Source organism: Pseudomonas paraversuta, from assembly GCF_904067025.1.
GTDB classification, from domain to species: Bacteria; Pseudomonadota; Gammaproteobacteria; order Pseudomonadales; family Pseudomonadaceae; genus Aquipseudomonas; species Aquipseudomonas paraversuta.
The window spans coordinates 2,362,242-2,388,172 of record NZ_CAJFDA010000001.1 but is presented as its reverse complement, the minus strand read 5'-3'; the positions used below and the strand labels follow the sequence as shown (position 1 = coordinate 2,388,172).

Annotated in this window: 22 protein-coding genes; 9 read left to right on the top strand and 13 right to left on the bottom strand. The window is 59.6% G+C overall.

The features are described from left to right. Positions 1–41: 41 nt before the first annotated feature. From metH to JQ848_RS11000, 4 genes are all read left to right on the top strand, one after another. Positions 42–3,752: a methionine synthase gene (metH, locus tag JQ848_RS11015; RefSeq protein WP_060781776.1), complete on the top strand. Its 3,711-nt coding sequence runs from the start codon at positions 42–44 to the stop codon at positions 3,750–3,752. Positions 3,753–3,861: 109 nt separating this feature from the next. Next, positions 3,862–4,080 (top strand): DUF2970 domain-containing protein, encoded by a 219-nt coding sequence (locus JQ848_RS11010; RefSeq protein ID WP_003445148.1) that lies wholly within the window; start codon positions 3,862–3,864, stop codon positions 4,078–4,080. A 355-nt stretch (positions 4,081–4,435) separates the two neighbouring features. Then, the gene (locus JQ848_RS11005; RefSeq protein ID WP_003445145.1) at positions 4,436–6,094 is read left to right on the top strand and encodes a nitrite/sulfite reductase; all 1,659 of its coding nucleotides are present in this window, start codon (positions 4,436–4,438) and stop codon (positions 6,092–6,094) included. Continuing rightward, entirely contained in the window at positions 6,078–6,572 is a 495-nt protein-coding gene (locus tag JQ848_RS11000) for a DUF934 domain-containing protein (RefSeq protein WP_003445144.1), read from the top strand. The genes JQ848_RS11005 and JQ848_RS11000 overlap by 17 nt, the downstream gene beginning before the upstream one ends. Positions 6,573–6,664: 92 nt before the next feature. Here JQ848_RS11000 and sohB read toward each other — a convergent pair whose 3' ends face one another. Beyond that, positions 6,665–7,687 carry a protease SohB gene (gene sohB, locus JQ848_RS10995; protein WP_003445142.1) on the bottom strand — a complete coding sequence of 341 codons (1,023 nt, stop codon included), beginning with the start codon at positions 7,685–7,687 and terminating at the stop codon, positions 6,665–6,667. A 207-nt stretch (positions 7,688–7,894) separates the two neighbouring features. Here sohB and JQ848_RS10990 point away from each other — a divergent pair, with 207 nt between their 5' ends. The 5 genes from JQ848_RS10990 (at position 7,895) to JQ848_RS10970 (ending at position 12,326) form a co-directional block, all read left to right on the top strand. Continuing rightward, positions 7,895–8,605, top strand: a complete 711-nt coding sequence (locus tag JQ848_RS10990; protein ID WP_127195612.1) for a histidine phosphatase family protein — start codon at positions 7,895–7,897, stop codon at positions 8,603–8,605. A 55-nt stretch (positions 8,606–8,660) separates the two neighbouring features. Then, positions 8,661–8,975 (top strand): SCP2 sterol-binding domain-containing protein, encoded by a 315-nt coding sequence (locus JQ848_RS10985; protein ID WP_003445138.1) that lies wholly within the window; start codon positions 8,661–8,663, stop codon positions 8,973–8,975. Positions 8,976–9,173: 198 nt separating this feature from the next. Beyond that, positions 9,174–10,241 (top strand): phosphotransferase family protein, encoded by a 1,068-nt coding sequence (locus JQ848_RS10980; protein WP_202210680.1) that lies wholly within the window; start codon positions 9,174–9,176, stop codon positions 10,239–10,241. Between the two features lie 24 nt (positions 10,242–10,265). Next, the gene (locus JQ848_RS10975; RefSeq protein WP_202210679.1) at positions 10,266–11,033 is read left to right on the top strand and encodes an SDR family oxidoreductase; all 768 of its coding nucleotides are present in this window, start codon (positions 10,266–10,268) and stop codon (positions 11,031–11,033) included. Between the two features lie 186 nt (positions 11,034–11,219). Next, a complete protein-coding gene (locus JQ848_RS10970; protein ID WP_202210678.1) occupies positions 11,220–12,326 on the top strand; it encodes a Gfo/Idh/MocA family protein in 1,107 nt (368 codons plus the stop codon). Positions 12,327–12,401: 75 nt separating this feature from the next. Here the strand turns inward: JQ848_RS10970 and JQ848_RS10965 are convergent, their stop codons facing one another. The 12 genes from JQ848_RS10965 to JQ848_RS10910 all read right to left on the bottom strand — a co-directional run bounded on the left by JQ848_RS10965 (position 12,402) and on the right by JQ848_RS10910 (position 25,925). Further along, positions 12,402–13,469, bottom strand: a complete 1,068-nt coding sequence (locus JQ848_RS10965) for an NAD(P)H-dependent flavin oxidoreductase (RefSeq protein WP_202210677.1) — start codon at positions 13,467–13,469, stop codon at positions 12,402–12,404. Beyond that, entirely contained in the window at positions 13,466–14,371 is a 906-nt protein-coding gene (locus tag JQ848_RS10960) for an enoyl-CoA hydratase (RefSeq protein ID WP_127195615.1), read from the bottom strand. Before JQ848_RS10960 ends, JQ848_RS10965 begins: the two co-directional genes overlap by 4 nt. Before the next feature lie 15 nt (positions 14,372–14,386). Next, positions 14,387–15,184, bottom strand: coding sequence for a CoA-transferase subunit beta (locus tag JQ848_RS10955; protein WP_202210676.1), 798 nt, complete (start codon positions 15,182–15,184; stop codon positions 14,387–14,389). Between the two features lie 11 nt (positions 15,185–15,195). After that, the gene (locus JQ848_RS10950; protein WP_003445131.1) at positions 15,196–16,071 is read right to left on the bottom strand and encodes a CoA transferase subunit A; all 876 of its coding nucleotides are present in this window, start codon (positions 16,069–16,071) and stop codon (positions 15,196–15,198) included. Positions 16,072–16,093: 22 nt separating this feature from the next. Next, positions 16,094–16,984: a VOC family protein gene (locus JQ848_RS10945; RefSeq protein ID WP_202210675.1), complete on the bottom strand. Its 891-nt coding sequence runs from the start codon at positions 16,982–16,984 to the stop codon at positions 16,094–16,096. A 255-nt stretch (positions 16,985–17,239) separates the two neighbouring features. Next, positions 17,240–18,178 (bottom strand): bifunctional OB-fold nucleic acid binding domain-containing protein/MaoC family dehydratase, encoded by a 939-nt coding sequence (locus JQ848_RS10940; RefSeq protein WP_202210674.1) that lies wholly within the window; start codon positions 18,176–18,178, stop codon positions 17,240–17,242. Between the two features lie 5 nt (positions 18,179–18,183). Then, positions 18,184–19,395, bottom strand: coding sequence for a thiolase family protein (locus tag JQ848_RS10935; protein WP_010656624.1), 1,212 nt, complete (start codon positions 19,393–19,395; stop codon positions 18,184–18,186). A gap of 137 nt (positions 19,396–19,532) precedes the next feature. After that, positions 19,533–21,194, bottom strand: coding sequence for a DUF1302 domain-containing protein (locus JQ848_RS10930; protein ID WP_010656625.1), 1,662 nt, complete (start codon positions 21,192–21,194; stop codon positions 19,533–19,535). 80 nt (positions 21,195–21,274) lie between these two features. Next, the gene (locus JQ848_RS10925) at positions 21,275–22,360 is read right to left on the bottom strand and encodes an MBL fold metallo-hydrolase (RefSeq protein ID WP_202210673.1); all 1,086 of its coding nucleotides are present in this window, start codon (positions 22,358–22,360) and stop codon (positions 21,275–21,277) included. Continuing rightward, positions 22,353–24,215, bottom strand: a complete 1,863-nt coding sequence (locus JQ848_RS10920; RefSeq protein ID WP_202210672.1) for a long-chain-acyl-CoA synthetase — start codon at positions 24,213–24,215, stop codon at positions 22,353–22,355. The genes JQ848_RS10925 and JQ848_RS10920 overlap by 8 nt, the downstream gene beginning before the upstream one ends. Beyond that, positions 24,212–25,285, bottom strand: a complete 1,074-nt coding sequence (locus JQ848_RS10915) for an alkene reductase (protein ID WP_003445118.1) — start codon at positions 25,283–25,285, stop codon at positions 24,212–24,214. Before JQ848_RS10915 ends, JQ848_RS10920 begins: the two co-directional genes overlap by 4 nt. A 10-nt stretch (positions 25,286–25,295) precedes the next feature. After that, the gene (locus JQ848_RS10910) at positions 25,296–25,925 is read right to left on the bottom strand and encodes a nuclear transport factor 2 family protein (RefSeq protein ID WP_003445116.1); all 630 of its coding nucleotides are present in this window, start codon (positions 25,923–25,925) and stop codon (positions 25,296–25,298) included. Positions 25,926–25,931 lie beyond the last annotated feature (6 nt).

Genomic DNA, 25,931 nt, shown 5'->3' with positions numbered 1-25,931 from the left:
TATGATTTCGCATCTTTTGCATGGCTCTTACAGGTAGTCCTATGTCTGACCGCAGCGCTCGTCTCCAAGCACTTCAGCAAGCCCTCAAAGAGCGCATTCTGATTCTCGATGGCGGCATGGGCACTATGATCCAAAGCTACCGCCTAGAGGAACACGACTATCGTGGCACACGCTTCGCCGACTGGCCGAGTGATGTCAAAGGCAACAACGACCTTTTGATCCTCAGCCGCCCCGATGTGATCGGGGCCATTGAGAAGGCGTATCTGGATGCCGGTGCCGATATTCTCGAAACCAACACCTTCAACGCCACCCAGGTATCCCAGGCCGACTACGGCATGCAGGCCCTGGCCTACGAGCTGAACGTAGAAGGCGCACGCCTGGCGCGCAAAGTCGCCGACGCCAAAACCCTGGAAACCCCGGACAAACCACGTTTTGTCGCGGGCGTGCTCGGCCCTACCAGCCGTACCTGCTCCCTGTCGCCAGACGTGAACAACCCCGGCTATCGCAACGTGACCTTCGATGAACTGGTGGAAAACTACACCGAGGCCACCAAAGGCCTGATCGAAGGCGGTGCCGACCTGATCCTGATCGAGACCATTTTCGACACCCTCAACGCCAAAGCCGCGATCTTTGCCGTGCAGGGCGTGTTTGAAGAGCTGGGTGTCGAACTGCCGATCATGATTTCCGGCACCATCACCGATGCTTCCGGGCGTACCCTGTCCGGCCAGACCACCGAGGCATTCTGGAACTCCATCAGCCATGCCAAGCCGATTTCGGTCGGTTTGAACTGCGCCCTGGGTGCCCGTGAGCTGCGCCCGTATCTCGAAGAGCTGTCGAACAAGGCCGACACCTATGTTTCCGCTCACCCCAACGCAGGCCTGCCCAACGAGTTCGGTGAATACGACGAACTGCCGGCCGAAACCGCCAAGGTCATTGAAGAGTTTGCCCAGAGCGGCTTCCTGAACATTGTCGGTGGCTGCTGCGGTACCACCCCGGGCCATATCGAAGCCATCGCCAAAGCCGTGGCCGGTTACGCCCCGCGCCAGATCCCGGACATTCCCAAAGCCTGCCGCCTTTCGGGTCTTGAGCCCTTCACCATCGATCGCAGCTCGCTGTTCGTCAACGTCGGCGAACGTACCAACATCACCGGCTCTGCGCGCTTCGCCCGACTGATCCGTGAAGACAACTACACCGAAGCCCTGGAAGTGGCGCTGCAGCAGGTTGAAGCCGGTGCGCAAATCATCGACATCAACATGGACGAGGGCATGCTGGACTCGAAGAAGGCGATGGTGACCTTCCTCAACCTGATTGCCGGTGAACCGGACATCTCCCGGGTGCCGATCATGATCGACTCCTCCAAGTGGGAAGTCATCGAAGCGGGCCTCAAGTGCATTCAGGGCAAGGGCATCGTCAACTCCATCAGCATGAAAGAAGGCGTGGAGCAGTTCATCCATCACGCCAAACTGTGCAAACGCTACGGCGCCGCCGTGGTGGTGATGGCGTTTGACGAAGCCGGCCAGGCCGACACCGAAGCGCGCAAAAAAGAAATCTGCAAACGCTCCTACGACATCCTGGTCAATGAAGTCGGCTTCCCGCCACAAGACATCATTTTCGACCCGAACATCTTTGCCGTGGCCACCGGTATCGAAGAACACAACAACTACGCTGTGGACTTTATCAACGCCTGTGCCTACATCCGCGACGAGCTGCCGTATGCATTGACTTCCGGCGGTGTGTCCAACGTGTCCTTCTCGTTCCGCGGCAATAACCCGGTGCGTGAAGCCATCCACTCGGTGTTTTTGCTGTATGCGATCCGCAACGGCCTGACCATGGGTATCGTCAACGCCGGACAGCTGGAGATCTACGACCAGATCCCGGCTGAATTGCGCGACGCCGTGGAAGACGTGGTGCTCAACCGCACCCCGGACGGCACCGACAACCTGCTGGCCATTGCCGACAAGTACAAGGGCGACGGCAGCGTCAAAGAGGCCGAAACCGAAGAGTGGCGTGGCTGGGAAGTCAACAAGCGTCTTGAGCACGCGCTGGTCAAGGGCATCACCACCCATATCGTCGAAGACACCGAGGAGTCGCGCCAGTCGTTCAAGCGTCCGATCGAAGTCATCGAAGGGCCGCTGATGTCCGGCATGAATATCGTTGGCGATCTGTTTGGCGCCGGCAAAATGTTCCTGCCCCAGGTGGTGAAATCCGCCCGCGTGATGAAACAGGCGGTGGCGCACCTGATTCCCTTTATTGAACTGGAAAAGGGCGACAAACCGGAAGCCAAGGGCAAGATCCTGATGGCCACGGTTAAAGGCGACGTGCACGACATCGGCAAGAATATCGTCGGCGTGGTCCTGGGCTGTAATGGCTACGACATCGTTGACCTCGGGGTGATGGTGCCGGCAGAGAAAATCCTGCAGGTGGCCAAGGAGCAGAAATGCGACATCATCGGCCTGTCGGGCCTGATTACACCGTCGCTGGATGAAATGGTCCACGTGGCCCGTGAGATGCAGCGCCAGGACTTCCATCTGCCGCTGATGATTGGCGGCGCGACCACCTCCAAGGCTCACACGGCGGTCAAGATCGAGCCCAAGTATCAGAATGATGCGGTGATTTACGTCACCGACGCCTCCCGCGCCGTAGGTGTCGCGACACAGTTGCTGTCCAAGGAACTGAAGCCCGGTTTCGTTGAGAAAACCCGCCTCGAATACATTGAAGTGCGTGAACGCACCGCGAACCGCAGCGCCCGTACCGAGCGCCTGAGCTACCCCGCTGCAATTGCCAAGAAGCCACAGTTCGACTGGAGCGACTACCAGCCGGTCAAGCCGACGTTTACCGGGGCCAAGGTGCTGGACAACATCGACCTCAAAGTGCTGGCCGAATACATCGACTGGACGCCGTTCTTTATTTCCTGGGATCTGGCGGGCAAGTTCCCGCGCATCCTGACCGACGAAGTGGTCGGCGAAGCGGCCACCGCGCTGTATGCCGACGCTCAGGAAATGCTGGCCAAGCTGATCGATGAAAAGCTGATCAGCGCCCGTGCGGTGTTTGGTTTCTGGCCGGCCAACCAGGTCAACGATGATGATCTGGAGCTCTACGGCGACGATGGCCAGCCATTGGCAAAACTGCATCACCTGCGCCAGCAAATCATCAAGACCGACGGCAAGCCGAACTTCTCGCTGGCCGACTTTGTCGCGCCCAAAGACAGCGGCGTCACCGATTACGTGGGGGGCTTCATCACCACCGCCGGTATTGGTGCCGAAGAAGTGGCCAAGGCCTATCAGGATGCGGGCGACGATTACAACTCGATCATGGTCAAGGCCCTGGCTGACCGTCTGGCCGAAGCCTGCGCCGAATGGCTGCACCAGCAGGTACGGACCAAATACTGGGGGTATGCCAAGGACGAACAACTGGCCAATGACGAACTGATCAAGGAGCAGTACAGCGGTATCCGCCCTGCCCCGGGCTATCCGGCCTGCCCTGATCACACAGAAAAAGGCACCCTGTTCGCCCTGCTGGACCCTGAAGCACAAGAGATGCGCGCAGGCCAGAGCGGTGTATTCCTGACCGAGCACTACGCCATGTTCCCGGCGGCGGCGGTCAGCGGCTGGTACTTTGCTCACCCGCAGGCGCAGTACTTTGCCGTGGGCAAGGTCGACAAGGACCAGATTGAAAGCTACACGGCGCGTAAAGGTCAGGACCTGAGCGTGACGGAGCGCTGGCTGGCGCCGAACCTGGGCTACGACAACTAAACAACCTCTGCCTCTACAGGAGCGAGCCGTTAAAGCTCGCTCCTGCAGTCAAGTGGTATGCATCCCTTGAACTATGCTGTGTTCACAGCAACTCAATAGTGGGGGATATATGGACGATCCAGCCAACAACAAGCCGCCTACCTTATGGCAAGTGTTGCACAGCGTATTGGCTGCAGCCTTTGGCGTGCAAAGCGCAAAAAACCGCTCTCGCGATTTCACCCACGGCAAACCCGCTCAGTTTCTGATCCTGGGCCTGCTGTTTACCCTGTGTTTTGCGCTCACCCTGTTCGGCATCGTCAAGCTGGTGCTGTATCTGGCCGGGGTTTGATTACTGGTGACTCACCCAGAAGACGGCCGTTGAGACCACCAGGATGACAAGAAAGAAAATGGCCCATGCATCGACCTTGCTGTCGCTTTTACGCACTTTGACTGGAGTACTCATCGCATCGCCTTTTTTCGGTTTTATGGGTGAATGCTTGAAGACTTGGGCTCAGTTAAGTTCAGTAATGCCCTTCCCACAAGTAAGGCATTGAGAATCAGACTCTTATAGTCGTTTTGGTTCTTTGCATATGCTTAAACATCACTTTTGCGCATAACTACAAGCTGGTATCGTGCCTTGCTCCTTGGGGAGTGCGCGGCCGTGCGCGCAGATAAGCTGTTAGCAGCCTGAGAACAGGACCTATATGTACGTATATGACGAGTACGATCAGCGGATCATCGAGGACCGCGTCAAGCAGTTCCGGGATCAGACCCGACGCTATCTGGCAGGTGAGCTGAGCGAAGAAGAGTTCCGCCCCCTGCGCCTGCAAAATGGCCTTTATGTCCAGCGTTTTGCCCCGATGTTGCGGGTCGCCGTGCCCTATGGCCAGCTGACTTCGCGTCAAGCGCGAATGATGGCCAAGATTGCCCGCGACTATGACAAGGGCTATGCCCACATCAGTACCCGCCAGAACGTGCAATTCAACTGGCCGGCACTGGAAGACGTGCCGGACATTCTGCAAGAACTGGCGACAGTGCAAATGCACGCCATTCAAACCAGCGGCAACTGCCTGCGCAACGTCACCACCGACCAGTTTGCCGGTGTGGCTGCCGATGAACTGATCGATTCGCGCCCTTGGTGCGAGATCGTTCGTCAATGGACCACGTTCCACCCGGAATTCGCTTACCTGCCGCGCAAATTCAAAATCGCCATCAATGGTTCGGCCTCTGACCGTGCCGCCATTGAAGTCCACGATATCGGCCTCGAGCCGGTGTTCAACGACGCCGGTGAACTGGGCTTCCGCGTGCTGGTGGGCGGCGGTCTGGGCCGTACTCCGGTGATCGGCGCCTTCATCAATGAATTCCTGCCGTGGCAAGACTTGCTGAGCTACCTCGAAGCCATCCTGCGGGTTTACAACCGCTACGGCCGTCGTGACAACAAGTACAAGGCCCGGATCAAGATCCTGGTCAAAGCCCTGACCCCGGAAGTGTTCGCCGAACGCGTTGAAGCCGAGATGGTTCACCTGCGCGGAGGTTCCAATACCCTGACCGAGGCTGAAGTCCAGCGCATCGCCAGGCACTTCGTCGACCCTGACTACAAAGTACTGCCCGACTTCAGCGCCGAACTGGCTGAACTCGACCAGCAGCACCCGGGTTTCGCCCGCTGGCGTACCCGCAACACCCTGGCCCACAAGAAGCCGGGCTATGTCGCCGTTACCCTGTCGCTCAAGCCTACTGGCGTAGCGCCGGGCGACGTGACGGACAAGCAGTGGGATGGCATCGCCGACATGGCTGATCGCTACAGCTTCGGTCAACTGCGTACTTCCCACGAACAGAACATCATCCTGGCCGACGTCGAAGAAAACCAGTTGTTCGCCATGTGGGGCGAGCTGCGTGAACAAGGCTTCGCCACCCCTAACATTGGCTTGCTGACCGACATGATCTGCTGCCCGGGCGGCGACTTCTGCTCCCTGGCCAACGCCAAGTCGATCCCGATTGCCGAATCGATCCAGCGTCGCTTTGACAACCTGGATTACCTGTTCGACATCGGCGAGCTTGACCTCAACATCTCCGGTTGCATGAACGCCTGTGGTCACCACCACGTCGGTCACATCGGGATTCTGGGCGTCGACAAAAAAGGCGCCGAGTTCTACCAGGTCTCCCTGGGTGGCAGCGCCAGCCGCGATGCCAGCCTGGGCAAGATTCTCGGCCCCTCGTTCGCCCAGGACGCCATGCCGGACGTGATCGAAAAGCTGATCGATGTGTACGTTGAAAGACGTACCGAAGATGAGCGCTTCATCGACACCTACCAACGTATCGGCATCGACCCTTTCAAGGAGCGCGTCTATGCAGCGAATAATTAAAAACAACGAAGTGATCGACGAAACCTGGCACTTGCTGCCAAAGGACGTCAGCTTTGATGACATCTCCAACTGCGACGACCTGATCGTGCCGCTGGCGCTGTGGCGCGAACATGGCCCGGCACTCAAGGCCCGTGATGGCGGCCTGGGTGTGTGGCTGGACAGCGATGAGGAAGCCGAGGAACTGGGCGATGACGCGGCGAATTTCCAGGTCATTGCCCTGAACTTCCCCGCTTTCACCGATGGTCGCAGCTATTCCAACGCCCGCTTGCTGCGTGACCGTTATGGTTACAAAGGCGAATTGCGCGCGATTGGCGATGTTCTGCGCGACCAGCTGTTTTACCTGCACCGCTGTGGCTTCGATGCATTTGCCATCCGTGCCGACAAAGACCCCTATGAAGCACTGCAGGGCCTGAAAGATTTTTCAGTCACCTATCAGTCTTCTACAGATGAACCGATGCCGCTGTTCCGACGTCGTTAATCATCTGAGGAACCCGTGTCACATGGCATGCCTGTGACACGGGCCACTCCTGAGCCCTTGCGTGGCTCAAAGAGTGCCCAAAGACAGCAGCTTTACCAGAAACGCTGCTGCGTCAAACGGCTCCACAGAGAGTCAACCACCCGCTCTGCCGAACTGCTGGCCGCCAGGCCAACGCGCTCCTGCAAGCTTTTACGCTGTGCATAGTGCAAGTGGTAAAGATGAGCGTCCCTGGCACGCTCCGACAAATATTCGTCGCTGGTTTTAAGTTCATCCACCAGCAGCTTGTCGACTGCAGCAACCCCCAGCCAGACTTCACCGGTGGCCACTTCATCGATCGCCAGCTGCGGGCGGTACTTGGCGACAAAGTTCTTGAACAGCTGATGGGTGATGTCCAGATCCTGCTGGAACTTCTCCCGGCCCTTTTCAGTGTTTTCGCCAAACACGGTCAGGGTGCGTTTGTACTCGCCGGCGGTCAGCACTTCGTAATCGATGTCGTGCTTTTTCAGCAGGCGATTGACGTTGGGCAACTGCGCCACAACCCCGATCGAACCCAAAATCGCAAAGGGCGCGCTGATAATTTTCTGACCGATACACGCCATCATATAGCCGCCGCTTGCCGCGACCTTGTCGATACAGATGGTCAGCGGAATCCCCGCCTGACGAATACGCGCCAGTTGCGACGACGCTAGGCCGTAGCTGTGAACCATGCCACCACCACTTTCCAGACGCAGTACCACCTCATCGGCAGGGGTAGCCAGGGCCAGCAGAGCAGTGATTTCATGACGCAGGCTTTCAGTGGCCGATGCCTTGATATCGCCGTCGAAATCCAGCACGAACACCCGAGGTTTTTCTTCAGGCTGCTTTTTCAACTTCTTGTCGGTTTTAGCCTGCTGTTTACGCAGCGACTTGAGCTGATCCTTGGGCAACAACGACTGCTCCAGCGTGTCCCGCAGTCCTTTATAAAACTCGTTCATCTTGTTGACCTGCAACTGCCCTGCAGAGCGGCGGCGACCTTTGCCGCGCAATGCCGCAATCACCACCAGCACTACCACAATGGCAATCACCAGGGTCACGGTCTTGGCCAGAAAACTGGCGTAATCGGCAAAAAATTCCACAGACTCTCCTTAATTAGCATGCGACCCTCGGGTCAGGGCCGCGTAATGCCCCCAGCATACCGGCGTGACCCTCGCCCTGCCAGCCGCGATACAGCCTTGTCGGCAGGCCCATACAGGCGATTCAAACGAGCGTATGTTTTTTCATTGACAGGTTCCTGCCTTCCTCCTAACCTCGCCAGACTTTCAACCGAGCGGGATGACGCGAAAGTGGGCAGCATCTACTTGATAAGACATGGCCAGGCCTCGTTTGGCGCCGACGACTACGACATGCTGTCGTCCCTGGGTGTGCGCCAGGCAGAGATCGTGGGCCAGCATCTGGTTGATCTGGATCTGCGCTTTGATCGCTGCATCTCCGGCGACCTGCTGCGCCAGCAAGACACCGCTCGCCATGCACTGGCACAGTTCACGGCTGCCGGGTTGCCCGTTCCCGCCCATGACATTGACTCTGCCTTCAACGAATTTGATGCTTTCGCCGTGCTCGGTGCCTTGCTTCCTGGCCTGTTGCCAGACGAACCTGACGCCATAACAGCCATGAACAATGCCGCCCACAACCCGGCAGAGTTCCAGCGTATCTTTGAACTGATCATCGCGCGCTGGCTCAGCGGTACCTACGACACTCCCGGGCTGGAAACCTGGCTGGGCTTCGTTGAACGGGTTCAGGCAGGCCTGAACCGGATTCTCGACCTGGCCCGCAACGACCAGAGCATCGCCGTGTTCACCTCCGGCGGCACCATCACTGCCTTGCTGCACATACTGACCCAGATTCCGGCCAGCGACGCCTTCAAGCTGACCTGGCAAATTGCTAACACCTCGCTCAGCCAGCTCAAGTTCCATGGCCGCGAGGTCATTCTGGCTTCCTTCAACAGCCAGGTGCATCTGCAACTGTTGAAGACGCCGTCACTCATCACCTATCGTTGAGCGTCGGCAACCGCGACCTGAGGGTCGCAGTAACCCAACCTAAAAGGATCGAACCATGACTTCTGTAGCTGATGCCGTTCAAGCAATGAAAGCCAAATTCAACCCAGCCGCTGCTGCCGGCCTGGACCTGGTATTCGGTTTTCGCATTGATGACACCAAAAACTTCTCGCTGATCATTAAAGACAGCACTTGCGAACTCCAGGAAGGCGAGAACCCGGACGCACAGGTAACGCTGGTCATGGACGGCGAAACCCTGGAAGGCATCGTCAGCGGCGAAACCGATGGCATGCAGGCGTTCATGGGCGGCAAACTGCGCGCTGAAGGCGACATGATGCTGGCCATGAAGCTGAGCGAACTGTTCCCTTCGTAAGCCACACGCAACACCGAAAAACCGAAGACCACGCGCTTCGGTTTTTTTTCGCCTGTGCTTCACTCAACGCTTATCCATCACGCTGATCGCTCACTAACACCCGCACCTATTAAGGCCATCCCCGCCTTGTCCCGGGCCCAGGCGCCCATTAGATTAGCGAATGTTGCCCAGCCACAAATATAAGCAGAAGAGATAAACATGGCGCTTACCGACTCGTCGACCCGCATCCGCGCGGGTGAAGAACTCGACATCAGCCGCATCGATCCTTACCTCAAGGCTCATGTCCCCGGGCTTGCGGGGCACCCCGTGGTCAGCCAGTTCCCGGGCGGCGCGTCCAACCTCACCTATTTGATTGAATACCCCGACCGGGAGCTGGTACTGCGCCGCCCGCCCTTTGGCCACAAAGCCAAATCAGCCCACGACATGGGCCGCGAGTTCCGCATTCTCAATCAGCTCAAGGACGCCTTTGCTTACTGCCCCAAAGCCTATGCCCACTGCACCGACCAAAGCCTGATCGGCTCGGAGTTCTACGTGATGGAGCGGGTCAAGGGCATCATCCTGCGCTCGGACATACCCGAAGAACTGGGGCTGACTGCTGCCGCCACACAAACCCTGTGCCACAGCTTTATCGACAAGCTGGTGCAACTGCATCAGGTCGACTACAACGCCTGCGGGCTGGGCGACCTGGGCAAGCCCCAAGGCTATGTGCAACGCCAGATCAGCGGCTGGAGTGAACGTTACGAAAAGGCCCTGACCCCGGATGCCCCGCGCTGGGAAGCAGTAAAACAGTGGCTGCAGAACAAAATGCCGGCTGACCACCCGACCCCGGCCATCGTGCATAACGACTACCGCTTCGACAATGTGATCCTCGCCCCCTCCAACCCGATGCAAATCATCGGCGTCCTGGACTGGGAACTGACCACCCTCGGTGACCCCCTGATGGATCTGGGCAACACCCTGGCCTACTGGATTGAAGCCAATGACCCGGCACCGGTACAACTGATGCGGCGCCAGCCCAGCAACGCTCCGGGCATGTTGACCCGCCGCCAATTCGTCGATTACTACGCCGAGCGTTCGGGCATTCAGATAGACAATTACGATTTTTACTACGCCTACGGACTGTTCCGTCTGGCGGGTATTGTCCAGCAGATCTATTACCGCTATTACCACGGCCAGACGCAGGACAAGCGCTTCGCATCCTTTGTGCAGATGAATGCGCTGCTCGAGCAGATGAGCCTCAAGCTCATTCGCACATCCAGCCTCTAAACCCGCGACAACCAGGGAATCAACATGTCCAGGACTCAACTGTTCAACCTTGATGGAAAAATTGCCTTTGTTTCCGGTGCCAGTCGCGGCATTGGTGAAGCCATCGCCAGGCTGCTGGCCCAACAGGGCGCCCATGTAATTGTGTCCAGCCGCAGGCTTGAAGGCTGCCAGCCGGTGGTTGACGGGATCATCGCCGAAGGCGGCAAGGCCACTGCCATCGCCTGTCATATCGGCGAAATGGAGCAGATCACCCGGACTTTTGCCCACATTCGCGAAGAATTTGGCCACATCGATATCCTGGTCAACAACGCGGCGACCAACCCGCAGTTCTGCAACGTCCTGGACACGGACCTGAGTGCGTTCCAGAAAACCGTGGACGTGAACATTCGCGGTTACTTCTTCATGTCGGTAGAAGCCGGCAAACTGATGCGCGACCACGGCGGCGGCAGCATCATCAACGTGGCTTCGATCAACGGCGTATCGCCCGGCGTGTTCCAGGGGGTCTACTCGATGACCAAGGCCGCGGTGATCAACATGACCAAGGTATTTGCCAAGGAGTGTGCCGAGTACGGGATACGCTGCAACGCCCTGCTCCCGGGCCTGACCGACACCAAATTTGCATCGGCGCTGGTCAGCAACGACGCCATCCTCAAGACCGCACTGCAACAGATCCCGTTGAAACGCGTGGCCCGGCCCGAAGAAATGGCCGGTGCAGTGCTGTATTTGGCCAGCGACGCCTCGACCTACACCACTGGCGTTTCGTTAAACGTCGACGGTGGATACCTCTCATAACCCAGACCAAAGCCCAGCCCCCCCTGTAGGAGCGAGCTCGTCTCGCGAGCTGTTGGCGGTTTTAAAAAGCTCGCTCCTACAGAACCTGGCTCACAGACCAATAAGTTAATTCCAATAGTTGATATTTCGGAATATTTATTCCATTAATAGCCCTCCCTGAAAATAACAATTCAAAGGATCCAGGCTATGCGTGCACTTGGTATTGGTTTGATCGGCACCGGATTCATGGGCCGAGCCCATGCGCTGGCGTTTCGTAATGTCAGTTCTGCGTTTGAACTGCCGGTGCACTTGCACCTTGCAGCACTGGCTGATGCCGACGTCGAGCGCGCGCAGCACTGTGCAAACGCCTGGGGCTTTGCCCGCGCCCATGGCGACTGGCAACAGCTGATCAGCGACCCGGCAGTGGATGTGGTCGCCATTACCACCCCCAACCACTTGCACTTCCCCATGGCCATGGCCGCCATCGCAGCGGGTAAAGCGGTGTATTGCGAAAAACCCCTGGCCGTCAGCCTGCAACAGGCCGAGCAAATGCATCTCGCTGCCAGGGTCGCCGGCGTGGTCACGCGGGTGGGTTACAACTATCAACACAACCCGATGCTGGTGTTGGCCAAACAGATGATTGAGCGTGGTGACCTGGGACGCATCATCAGTTTCCAGGGCGAGTTCAGCGAGGACTTCATGGCCGATCCGGCGCTGCCCTGGTCATGGCGCTGCGAACCCGGGCATGCCGGCGGTGCCTTGGCCGATCTGGGCAGCCATCTGCTGGCCATGGCGCGCTATCTGGTGGGGGATGTCCAAGCCGTGTGCGCCGACAGCCAGACCGTTCACCCGCAACGCCCGGCCAGCCGCAACAGCAGCGAACTGCGCGACATCCTGATCGACGACCAGACCCACGCCCTGGTGCGTTTCAGCAATGGCGCCCGGGGCACCCTGAGCAGCAGCTGGCTCAAGCACGGTTATAAAAACCACCTCAGCTTCGAGATCAGCGGTACCGGCGGCACCCTTAAATTCGATCAGGAGCGGCTGAATGAACTGCACCTGTGCAAAGCCGGCCAGGCCGGCTTCGAACGCCTGCTGGCGGGCCCGGAACTACCCGGCTACGCCGCGTTCAGCCCTGCGGGCGGGCATCAGCTGGGGTACAACGAACTGAAAACCCTGGAGGTACACGGGCTGATCCAGGCCTGCGCCGGCAACCCTGCGCCGGGCCCCGACTTCGAAGAAGCCTGGCAGGTAGAACGTCTGGCTGCGGCCATTCGCGAAGCCGCCGAACAACAGCGCTGGATAATCCTCTGACCCCCCCATACCTGTAGGAGCGAGCTTGCTCGCGAGCTCTTTCAACCGCCAACAGCTCGCGAGACAAGCTCGCTCCTACACAGTTCTATGCAATCGGCCCAAACACCGCTCTGCCTCGAGCACCATCTCCTGAATCAGCTCCTCGCAACTTTTCAGCTCGCTGATCGCTGCTGCAACTTGCCCGCTGGGCAAAATCCCTTCATCCGGAATGCCGTCCACCATGGAGCGCTGCAGCAGCACCGGCTGGTTGGCCGCCATTACGGTTTGCGACAAGGCACCCGGGTCTTCCTTCACCGACTGGGCGAACACACTGAACATATGCCCCAGGCTCATGCCGGTCTGTTGCTTCCACTGCCAGGCACTGCCCAGGGCAATGCGCAAGCGGCCAAAGGCACCGGCCTTTTCCAGACGATTGATAAAGGCATTTTCGATCATCCGGTGGCGCATCCCGTCCACCGCCAGGGTCACGCGAATCTGCTGCGGATCTTTGACTTTCACATAGCGTTCCAGGGTCGCCAAAGGGGTGGGCGATTCCCGGGTCATCAAAAACCGCGTGCCCATGGCAATCCCGGCCGCCCCGCTGGCCAATGCTCCGGCCAGACCGCGACCGGTGGAATAGCCACCGGCGGCAATCACCGGGACCTGTACCGCATCCAGCACCTGGGGCAGCAAAATGGTGCTCGGCACCCCGCCGGTATGCCCGCCGCCTTCACCACCCTGTACCGTGACCATGTCAGCACCCAGCTCCACCGCCTTGAGCGCATGCTTGAGTGCGCCCACCGTGGGTATACACAGCACCCCGGCCCGCTTGAAGCGCTCGATGGTCTGGCGATCCGGCCCGCGACCATAACTGACGGCACGCAAGCGGTACTCGATCGCCAGGTCCACGCACTGCCCAGCGTTCTCCTGGAACATATGAAAGTTGAGGCCGAAATTACTGCCGCCGGTGGCCTCGATCACCCGCTGGATTTCAGCTTCAAGCTGGTCCGCGGCGATGGTTGCCCCGGCAAGAAATCCGAACGCCCCGGCCCTAGTGCTGGCAATCACCAGATTGGCATCCGCCACCCAGCCCATCGCGGTCTGCACTATGGGGTAACGACAGCCCAATGCATCGGTCAGCGCCGTTTGCAGATAGCCACTCATCCACGCTCTCCCGCAGCCGTCTTGTTTGCCTGAATCATGGCCTTGGCGTCATAACCACCGAGCTTGTCGCCCGACAGCAGTTCGTTATGACTATGGGCGAAGTGATGCCAGGCAAACACCGCGTCCATGGCTGTGCGCTTACCCTGCAAATCTTCAACGTGATTGATCGCCTGCTTGGTCAGCGCCAGCCCCATGCGCGGCTGTTTGGCAATGGCCGCTGCCAGCGCATAAGTACCGCCCTCCAGTTCTTCGCGACTGAACAGGCGATTGACCATGCCCATCTGATAGGCGCGTTCGGCACTCATACGGTCGCCGGTGAACAGAAATTCCTTGGCAATGCGCGGGTTCAATTCGTAAGGGTGGGCAAAGTACTCCACCCCCGGAATGCCCATGCGCACCACCGGGTCCTGGAAAAACGCATCATCACTGGCCACGATCAAGTCACACACCCAGGCCAGCATCAGCCCGCCGGCAATGCACGCGCCCTGCACCATCGCGATGGTCGGCTTGGGCAGCTCGCGCCAGCGCCGGCACATGCCCAGATACACCTCCTGCTCCCGGGCATACAGATATTCGCCGCCAGGCTTGTTGGTGTGATCCCACCACAGGTGCGCACGCTCAAACGACTTGTTGATGTCGCGCCCGGGGGTGCCAATGTCATGCCCGGCCGAGAAATGCTTGCCGTTAGCGCGCAACACTATGACTTTCACCAGGTCATCATTCACCGCCCGGCGAAACGCATCGTCCAGGGCATAGGTCATCTGCGAGTTTTGCGCGTTGTTCACTGTCGGCCGATTCAGGGTCAGGGTGGCAATCCCGTCCGCCACCCCGTACAGCACCGGTTCTTCGGTTTCATACACAGCGGTATCAGCCCGCTGCACAAATTCGCTGTCGCTGTTCATCTGGATTCCTTGCCTTCAGGCCTGGCGAATGCCGGGTGGATTGCCCTTCAGCGCGGCTGCGCGATAGTCATGCGGGTCCAGACGACGGATCAGCTCCATTTGCTGCGCAGTAGGCGCCACGGTCTGCTTGATATCGGCTGCCTTGAGCAGCGGGAAGCCGGTATTGTCCTGCACCTGTTCAAAGCTCACACCCGGGTGCAGCGAGCGCACCTGAACCGCGCGGTCCGGGCCGCCGAAGTCCATCACACACAGATCGGTGACGATCAGGCGGATATCCATCAGGTCGCGGCGCATGCCTTCTTCCCAACGCTCTGGCTTGAACCCGACACCTGAAACCATGTCCACTTCACCGGACACAAATGCCCGGGTGTTATGGCTCGGCACAAAGAACGAGTTGATATGGTTGATGCTGTTGCCCGGCAAACCGCGCACCCCCAGCATTGCCACCTTGGGCTTGTGATAGTCGCCAATGCACGACAGATTGGTCTGGCCCCAGCGGTCGATCTGGGTCGGGCCGATCATCGCGTGACGACGGCCGCCCCACACGCACTCAAACACCCGTTCAAACGACAGGTAACCCGAGTAACGCGGCTCATAGTCTCCGCGCGGCCCCAAAGGAATCGGCTCTTCCACCAGAAAGGCCTCGCTGTCGGTCATCAACAGTTCCGGGCTGTGGCTCAATTTGGCCAGGCTCGCGCCCAGGCGCGGGATCACCCCCAGGCCGGAAGCAATCACTTCGCCGTTATCGCGCCAGGCTTCGCAAGCAGCCACGATCAACAGTTCGGCCAGGGTAAATTCGCAAGTCGCAGTCATGTCCATACTCCTCAAAACACTGGCAGCGGCAAAGCGCCCAGCCGGTCGGCACCGCCATTGCTGGCCTGGTAGGCTGATTCGCCCGGTGTCACAAACTCTGCTACATAGCCTTGCCAGCCGTCGGCTTCGCCGGCACTGGCGCTATAACGCTTGAGATGGCTCATGTCCCAGCCGTAATCGGACGGGCACGAGGTCGGGTGCGCACCAAAGGGGGCGTGCACCACGCCACTGACCAGATAGCGCTCAAAGGTATTGAAGCGGGCCTGGGCGGCATCCAGGCTCAGGCGCTCTTCGATCCGTTCGCAGGACACAAAGCACTGCTTGGCCGCACGGGCGAACAGATGATCAAAATACGGATCGGGACCGGTGATCAGGGTGTTACCCAGGCGGTCAGCGACGTTGACATGCAAAAAGGCCATATCCAGGTTCAGCGCAGGCATCGCCAGCAACACTTCACCGTCGTCATAGGGCGACTGCACCTGCTTGATGTCCGGGTTCAGACGGCTGACATCGGTTGCCAGACCGCAGCGGGTCGGCAAAAACGGCAACCGCATACCGGCGGCGCGCAGGCCCCATTGCAACATGCCCTCATCCAGCTCCATCAATTCCAGCTCACCGGCCTCCCGCGCCTTGCGAAAGTAGGCTTCCAGCGGGATCGCATCGAGGGTGGCAAAACCGAACACCAGTTTCTTGACCTTGCCGGCCGCGCAAAGCATGCCGACTTCAGGGCCGCCATACGCCACCACGGTCAGGTCCTTGACCTCCGAGCGCAGGATCTCGCGCACGATCGCCATCGGCTTGCGCCGTGGCCCCCAGCCGCCAAAACCTATGGTCATGCCGTCACGCAATTGGCCGACCACGTCTGCCGCTGTCATTTGCTTGTTCATGGGTTACTCCTTTACCGGTCTGTTACTGCTGGCCGACTGAAAAATCGTGGCCCCACAGGCTGACCCGGGTGAATTCAAAAGCGCTGTGGTCTTGCCAATCCACCAGCAAGCCGCCATAGCCATACTCCAGGTCAAAGCCCGAAGGGGTTTTCATATAGAAAGAGGTCATCTGGTCGTTCAGGTGCTGGCCCAAAGTGGCCGACAACGGCACGTTATGCGCCAGGCGCCGGTCATGGGCGCGGCCCACTTCGGTCATCGTTTCGACCTCGACCATCACATGCACGCAGCCGGACGGCACCGGGTACTCGGCCAGGGCCAGACTGTGGTGACGGCTGTTTTTGCAATGCAGGAAGTGAATGCGGATCGGTGCGGCCGACGGGTCGGGCCGGAAATTGAATATGTCCGACAACTCGAAGCCCAGTACATCCTTGGCAAAGGCCAGGGTGGCATCGAAGTTGGGAGCGGGCAGAACGGTGTGCCCCAGGCCCATCTCACCGGTGATGAACCCCGGAACACCTTGCGGCGAAACAAAGGGCTGGCAATCGGAGCGATGGCCCCAGCTCAGTTCATGGCGGTTGCCCGAAGGATCGGTGACGTGCAGCAACGCCTGTACACCGCGCTGATCGCATTGCTCGGGAGTACCCGGGCGCCAGCTGACATCGGCCTGATCCAGGGTTTCGATGGCGGCATTGAACGCCTTCTCACTGGCCAGCTCCCAGCCCGATGCCAGATAGCGTGACTCACCGCCAGGCACGATCAACATCCGGAACGGGCGTTGGTCCATCTTCACATACAACCCCCCGGCGGGTGCCGCAGTGACCATCATCCCGAGTACATCTTCGGCATAACGCTGCCACTGCACCGGGTCGGCGGACTCTGCAACGAAGTAGCTCAAACCACGAATGTCGATCATGTGCCTGCTCCTCAATGCCTGTATTTATTGGCTTGGGGCAGTATGGGAAGGAAGGTTGCCGGGCTCATCGTCCGTTGAGACTAAAGCCCTTGAGGACACTGAATAACCTCAACGCTTCATACCTCATAACTGCAGGAGCGAGCTTCTGTAGGAGCGAGCTTGCCTCGCGAGCTTTTCTACCGCTAACAGCTCGCGAGGCAAGCTCGCTCCTACAGATGACAGGTCACAGGTCACAGGTCACAGGTCACGCGAGGATTACATATAGAGAATCACCAGCTCATTGATCACTGAAGGCCGCTCGCTGCCCAGCACGTGGATGTTGAGCTCCAGGGTCAGCTGGGTACCGCTTTTAACCCGTTCCACGCGCTTTACCCGGGCCCGCGAATGGATGGTCGAACCGGCCGGTACCGGCGCCGGAAAGCGCAAACGGTCCGAACCGTAATTGACCATATTGCTGAAACCGGTGATCTCGTAATCCAGGTTCAACTGCATGCGCGACTGCAGGATCTGCACCAGCGCACCATGGGCAATGGTGCCGCCAAAGGGGCTTTGTTTACGGGCCCGTTCCGGATCGGTGTGAATCCAGTAGTCATCCCCCGACAACGCCGCAAAAGCGTCGATCAGGCCCTGATCAACCACAATCCGGTTGCTCCAGGGGCTGAACGTGTCGCTGACCAGCGACTGCAACGCGGCCTCGTCATCCAGTGCAATCTGACGTACCCGGGGCGCAGCAACCGCCGGCTGCTCCACTGCTGCCGGCAAGCTCTTCAAAGCCTGCGGGTCCTTGTCCATCCCGGTAAAACGCAACAGCCGCGTACCCTTTGCGTCCACCTCGGCAAACACCGGCTGCAGGCGCATCCCGACCTTGACCTCGGACTCGTCCAGGCCCACCAGATTGCTGTTGATCCGTACCCCTTGATCCAGCTCGATCACCGCCAGCATCTGCGGCATTTCATCGGCAAAATCCGGCATGGTGGCAATCCGGGTCACAGTGAAGCTGTACAAGCTCGCCCCGCCGCTGACTTCACGCCAGGCAAGCTCGTGGGCCAGGCAGCCAGGGCAATGCCGACGCGGGTAAAACACCCAGTGACTGCATTGATTGCACTGCTGGATCAGCAGGCGCTCGGCCTTCAGGCCTTCCCAGAACGGTGCAGAAATCTCGGTCGGGACCGGCATTGGTTTGTTGTTCGACATCGGATTCATGCTCCCTGAAGTATCAATGCGCCCTGCTCACTCATCACCCCACCGGTGCCTGAGACATACACCGTGTCGCACTGCGCAAGCTGACGCTCGCCCGCCTCGCCGGCGATCTGGGTTACTGCCTCGATCACCTGCGACATGCCGCCGGCGGAACCGGCCTGGCCAAAGCTGAGCTGGCCGCCATGGGTGTTCATCGGGAAATCGCCACGCCAGGTCAGGTCGTGTTCACGGACAAAACTCATGCCTTCACCCTTGGCGCAGAAGCCTGCGTCTTCCAGGGTCAGCAAGGCAGTAATGGTGTAGCAATCGTAGATTTGTGCAGCATCCACATCCCCGGGCTTGAGCCCGGCCATGTCGAAGGCCCGGCGCGAAGCAGGACCAATCGGGGTTTGCACCATGTCGGCGGCATAGGACGGCGACTTGAACGCCAGATGCTCACCGAAACCGGTGATATACGACGGCCGCTTGCGGGCACGGGCAGCCACTTCCTTCGAAGCAATAATCAGCGCTGCACCGCCGGCCACCGGCATCACGATCTCCAGTACATGCAACGGATCGGCAACTTTCTTGCTCGCCAGCACTTGCTCGATGGTCAACGGCTGGCCGTAAAACATCGCTTGGGGGTTGTACTGCGCGTTAGTGCGCTGATCCACAGCGATTTTTGCCAGTGCCCGCGGGTCATAGCCATATTGCGCAGCGTAACGCTGGGCAATCATGGCGTAGCCGGTGTTCTGGCCCATGTGGCCGTAGGGCAAATCGAATTCGGCTTCGGGTGCCCCGAAGGCGGTGCTGTGGCCACCGAAGCGCATGGCACGGGCCATCCAGCTCGGGTCTTCGTCCGGCCCCAGCGGCGCCATGCGTGCAGGCAATACGCAGAGCACCGCCTGGCACAGACCCAGCTCGATGGCTGCCGCCGCGCGCCAGACCATGCCCACCGAGGTACAGCCGCCAAGGTCGACCACTTCGGCAAAGTTCAGGCGCAAGCCCAGGTATTCGGCGGCCATGGCAGGCACGAACACCGAAGCTTCATGAAACTGCGGGCCGTTGATTACCAGCCCGTCCAGGTCCGAGGCTTGCAAACCGGCATCGCGCAAAGCTTGCGCGGCCAGATCTGCAACCTGCTCCAGATGGAACATGCGCGGCGCAGTTGCGTATTTTTCCGGTTTGTACTGAGCGCTGCCGACAATGGCCGCGTGACCTTTAAGACCCATAGGTTCCTCTCTTTTATCGGTTCACATTTGCCCCGTTGGGGGAGCCGGCTTGCCAGCGATGCAGACCCTGCGCCCTGCCATACATGCTGCAGCGATCCAATCGCGGGCTAGCCCGCTCCCACAGGGGCATACCTTGATTAGAACGTGTACTTCATCGAGAACGTGGCGTAGTCACGGTCTGCCAGCGGACGGTAGATCGGGTCCGGCGAGCCCAGGTACGCGATGTACTTGAACGACATTTCCAGGTTGCTCAGGTACTTGAACGTAGTGCCCGCACTCAGACGGCGGTCACCGGCCACCCCGGCGATGGTCCCGGACATCGGTGCAGCACCGCTGAACACGTTGGAGAAGGTAAACGGCACCTCAAGGTCCCAGCCCTGAAACACACCCGGGTAACTGAACGATGCACCCACGGTATAAGCGCTTGAAGAACGGGTTCTCCAGGCCGAGGAGGTTTTGTAGGTGTAATCATTGGACGGCTGAATCGCCCCTGCATACGGAGGAGCAACAGGCAGGCCCAACAGATTCGGCGCACCTGACACATCGTCCACATCATCCACGCGTACGGTGACGATCTCACCGGTCAGCGTGGTCTGGCTGGCCCATGGCCTGTCACCCAGGATTCGCATGGCCGAGAGCTGCAACTGCTGGCCTTTGCCGCGGGTCGGCACCGGACCCAGACCGGTATTGACCATCACCGGGGCTCCGTCGCGGTAAGACCATTCAGCCCCCAGCTGGTATTCACCCAACTTGGTGGCGGCACTGATACCGGTCAGCTTGATATCTTCGAAATACTCAACCTTGTAGCCGTTGGTGGTGTAGGCATACTGCCCATTGCCCAGGGCCAGGGGTTGATAGCCAACCAGCGCTGTGGCCGGGTTTTTATCGTGGTACACCACATGGAACAGCGACAGTTCCAGGTCGGTAGTCGGGCGGTAGCGGATTTGCGCACCCCACTGGCCGCTGTCACGGGGTTCGTCGGTGCCCATGTAATTGATCCGCGAGCCGTTGGCCCCGAGAATGAATTCGCGTCCAGGGCCGATCACGTCAGAGGTCGACAGATAGCTGCCCACTGGCGGCAGCTCGGTACCCTTCCACTCGTACTGCACGTAGCCGCCCAGGGTAATTTCCGGGTTGATCCGGTAAGACGCCGAGAACTGGCCCACCGGCAACAGCACTTCCTTGACCTCAACCCCGGGCTGCGCAGCCTTGACCGCATCGGACGGGTTCTGTACCCCGTTCACGCCCGGGTAGTAAAGGCTTTCGCCCCAGGACTCGATATGCCGACCGGCCTTGACGTCGAGCATGGTGTCATTGTCAAAGCGCCAGCCGCCAAACACATAGGCGTCGAGCAAGCGGGTGCGGCCACCGCTGTAATACTTGGTGTCGCTGGTGAACTCATCGTTGCTCCCGGTCTTGTTGACCGTCGACGGCGAGTTGTTGTCGTTTGAGCGGTGGTATACATCGTCATAGAAGGTACTGGCACGGACCACAGCGCCGTAGTTGTCCTTGCGCAAAATCATTTCGCCCAGGGCACCCACGCGGTTGGTGGTGAGACTGTGCTGATCGAAGTTGCGGTTCGGATCATCGACGTTGATGCCCATCAACCTGTTACTGGGGTCACCCAGGCGCATACCGATGCCGTAACTGGTGGTCACCGACCAATCGATGGTGGTGCCGTCATCAAACTCAATAGTGTCCCCCGCCCACACCGGGCTGGTTACCAGCGCAACGGCGACTGCCAGGCCCGTGACCTGAAAGTTGTGCCCAAGACATTTATTGTTGTTTTTATTGATCACTCTGCCTCTCCTGATTAGCGACCCTCTGGCCGCCTCGATGGGTTCAAGCGTCATTGCGTTCTGCAGCGCATATACCCTGCTCATGACAACTGAAGCGGGTCGAACTTCACGACTCCTGTCCCGGCCTGCGAATAGCGATGCAGCCCTCCCTGAACCTCACGAACGAGCGCCCCCTCGGCCATGAGGTAATTGGCGTGAGCCAACGTTTCCCCAACCGCCATCAGCTCGTCAAAACGACCTGACAGTTTTTTAAACAACACCGCCATCATCTCCAGCGCCGTGAGCGGTTGCGCACAGGCCTGGTGCAGTTGCTGCAAATGGTTCAGATGGTGGTCACGCAACTGGTCCAGGCGCAGATGCAAATTGCAGAACGGCCGTTCATGGGCCGGCAGCACCAACACGCTGTCGGGAATGCCCCGTAGCCGCTCGATGGATGCCAGCCAGTCGCGCAATGGATTGGCCTCGGGCTCCGTGACGTAGACGGCGATGGTTGAAGTGATGCGCGGCAACACTTGATCGCCAGAAATCAGCAAGCCGTCATCAGCGGCATACAGACATGCATGCTCCGGTGAATGACCATTGCCCATCACCACCAGCCAGCGCCTGCCGCCAATCGTCAGCTCGCTGCCATGCTGCAACCGGATAAACCCGGCCACCAACTGCGGCCGAAAATGCTCACCCTGGATCAGCGGCAACAAGGCTGCCGTGCGCTCGGGACTGAAACCGGCTTTCTGATAAAAATCGACAAAAGCCCAATCAGGTGTCTTCGCCATCGGCGGGCCATGGTGCAGAGCTTCAAACTCACCATGGGTCATCAGCACCGGACACCGAAAACGCTCGGCCAGCCACCCCACCACACCGGTGTGATCGCTGTGAAAATGGGTACAGATCACCGCTTTGAGCGCCAGGCCCTGGAACACGTCGACAAATACCTGCTCCCATACCTCACGACACTGATCACTGTTGAGGCCCGTATCCACCGCCACCCAGCCGTCGCCATGGCGCAGCAGGTACAGGTTGATATGGTCCAGGCCAAAGGGCAGCGGCATGCGCAGCCACAACACACCCTCGGCCACCTCTTGCACCTGCCCGCTGGCCGGCGCCTGAGGCCACGGGTAGCGCAGGCCGTCACGCCATTCATGGCCCCGGGCGTCGATTTCACTCATGACTGCTGCCCACAAAAGGTGCCAGCCCGGCCCGGGCCAGTACTTGCAGCGAGTACGGCTGATAGGTACGGGTGCTTTCGTCACGCACGAACAGCGGATCGGCAAACAGGCCCGGGGCGTAGCCCTGACGCTGCAAATCGACCTTGCGCAACTTGAAGGTGCTGGTCATGTCAGCCGTCGCCGAGACCCGCACAAACATCGGCGCCGCATAACGTGGCAAGCGCGCTTCGGTCAGGTCATAGAACACCTGGGGATCAAAGGTGTGGCCGGCCTGCATCAGGATCGCCGCCATGCCCGCCCGGCCTTCGTGTTCCGGCACTTGCACGCCATACACATTGATCAGTTCCAGTCCCGGCAAGTCACTGAGGGTATCGGCGACTTCCAGGGTGGAAACGTTTTCGCTTTTCCAGCGAAAGGTATCGCCGATACGGTCGACGAAATAGAAATAACCGTCGTCGTCATAGCGCAACAGATCGCCGGAACTCCAGTACGCATCTCCGGCCTGGAACACGTTGCGGCGGATCTTGCTTTCGCTGGCAGCGGCGCTGGTATAGCCCTCGAAACGCCCCCCGCCGATCTGCGGATGATTGACGATGAAACCCATCGCTTCACCCACTTCACCCGGCTGACAGAGCTGATAGAAACCCTGTTCGTCCCGTGGATGGGTGTCACTTTCAACGTCGTAGCGCACCAGCCGCAGATTGGTCCGGCTCCAGTCCGGTACCCGGCCGCACGAGCCCACATAGTTGTCGACGTTGATCAGATTCGCGTTGGCCTCAGTGGCGCCCCAGCCTTCGAACACCTGGATCGGGCCGAAGCGGTCAAGCCAGCGCTGCCACGACTCGGACGTCAGGCCGGCGCCGAGCATGTAACGCAAACTGTGCTCCCGCTCCCCGGCCACTACGGGCTGGTTGAGCAAGTAGCGGCAAATTTCACCGATGTACTGGAACACCGTGATGTTATTGCGGCGTACGTCCTGCCAGAACTCACGCACACTGAACTTGCGCCGCACCACAATGCTGGCACCGACACGCAATGCGGTAGAGGTCACCGAAGTCGCCGCAGCACCGTGGTACAGCGGCAGGCAGCAATAAAACACGTCCTGGGCAGTGGCCCCCATGGTGACTTCCATCACATCACCCGAAGACATCCAGCGCATATGGCTGTAGCGCGCAGCCTTGGGCAAACCGGTGGTGCCCGAGGTGAAAATCAGCAAAGTGGTGCTTTCAGCCGTAATGGCAGCGCGCACTTCACGGGCAAAAGCTGTGTCCGCAGCGCGGGCAATCTGCTCGCTAAAGCTCTGGTCGACACAGGCCGGCAACACGCGGTCGTGGGGGTTTTCCGGATCTTCAATCAACCACCACGGCACATCCGGCAAGCCTTCGGTGGACAACAGGTTGTCCAGGCATTCCTCACCGACCACCACGGCCTTGGCCTCAGTGGTCTGCAGTGCGTGCACCAGCGGCTTGCCATTAACCTGGGTATTGATAAACGCCACCACGGCGCCAAGCTTGACCAGGCCAAACCAGCAGAAAAAGAACTGCGGGCGGTTTTCCATGGCAATCGCGCACACATCACCGGGGCGCAGACCCTTGTCGTAAAACACCCGGGCCATGCGATTGGCCTGGGCGTCGACCTGGGCATAGCTATATACATCAGTGCCGTAGATCAAAAATGGTCGTTGGGGAAAGCTGCGGGCCTGCGCCTCAAGACGATCGGCCAGGGTGTACAGGTCCGCCGGCTTGATCTGCGCGCTGGCTGCCGAACGCAGGTCCAGCAGCTCCTGAGTCTGCTCGCGGGGCACTGGCTGTTGCCGGGGTGCCACGGGCGTGCTGAAACGCGACATATCGTTCATGGCGTCACCGTCTCGCTCTGCGGGTAATCGCTGTAGCCTTCAGGACCTGGCGAATACAGGGTTTTGCGATCGAAGCGGGCCAGAGGCAAGCCCCGGCGCAGGCGCTCCACCAGATCCGGGTTGGCAATAAAATGCCGGGCGAACGACACTGCCTCGCCCTGACCGGCCTGCAAGGCAACCTCGGCCGATGCGCCGTCAAAACCGTCGTTCAAAATAAGTCCGCTGCTGCAATGGCGCTGCGCCAGGGCGAAGGCATCCAGCTCGGCCAGGGGCGAGCGCATGATATGCACGTAGGCCAGACCCAACGGCTCGGCGGCCCGGCACAGGGCTTCGGCGGTGGCCAGCGGATCTTCGTCGCTGATGTCATTGAACGGGTTGCCCGGGCACAGGCGCAACGCCACACGCCCGGCACCGATGGCCGCAGCCATGGCGGTCAGTACTTCAGCAGGGAAACGCACGCGGTTTTCGACACTGCCGCCATAGCGGTCTTCACGCAGGTTGCTGCCCGAAGCCATGAACTGCATGGGCAGGTAACCGCTGGTGCAGTGCAACTCAACCCCGTCAAAACCCGCTTCACGGGCATTCAGGGCCGCCTGGCGATACTCATCGATCACCCCGGCAATGTCTTGCAGCGACAAAGCCTGTGGCTCGTCGCTGTCCACCAGCCCGGCCTGATCGGTAAACAACTGGGTGCGCGCGCGCAACGCCGAAGGAGCAACGGTTGCAGCGCCTGCGGGTTTGTTCTGGGCGCAGGAAGCACGGCCTACGTGCATCAACTGCAGCACGATCAGGCCGCCTTCGGCGTGCACCGCATCGGTCACGGCCTTCCAGGCGCGAATCTGTTCGGCGTTGTAGATGGCCGGGGTCCGGCAATAGCCCAGACCATTGGCCGAAGGTGAAGTGCCTTCGGCCACAATCAGACCCGCCGAGGCCCGTTGACGGTAGTACTCGACCATTTCCGCGGTAGGCACCCCGTGCTGATCGGCACGGCTGCGGGTCATGGGCGCCATGACGATCCGGTTGGCCAGTTCAAGGTCACCCAGGCGTACGGGTTCAAACAAAATGCTCATAACGGGCTCCTTAGCGCACGCGTATTTTCGGTGCGCCAGCCCCACGGCGCAGGGTGGCAAGAAAGTGTTCCACCGGAGCGGCGCTGGCCACTTGCGGCAACTGATCCTTGTCCGGGCGTCTGGCCCAGAATTCGGTCCAGGACGGGAACAGGTCGTGGAAGGTCCCGGCATAGGGTTCGCGCCCCGGCCAACGCATTTTTTGCGTGCCGATCGGCGGCTTGTTGAGGTCGCTGGCGTACCAGTAGCACGGCAAGCGACGACGGAAATACCAGCGCCCCTGCATGCGCTCGTAGTCATCCCAATAGAGCATTTGCATGGTCACCCACTCGGGACCGGTCTCGTGCTCGTTCTTGGAATACACCACGCCCACCGCATGGTCCGGATCGGTGAACTCGATCAGGTGCTGACCCAGGTGGTGCGAGGTGCCATGGAACTGGTCGCGCAGGGTGTCATCGACCCAGGCTTTAAGGTGCGCGCGTCCGGTTTTTTCGCGACCGACGCGGATGTCTTCGGCAAACAGATTGACGTGGGCATCGAGGTCGCGCATGTCCAGCGACAACGAATATTTACCGGCCAGCTGACGGATTTCTTCAATCGATTCCAGGCGGTCAAGCCGGGCAAGCAAGGCGTTCTGTTCCATAAAAAG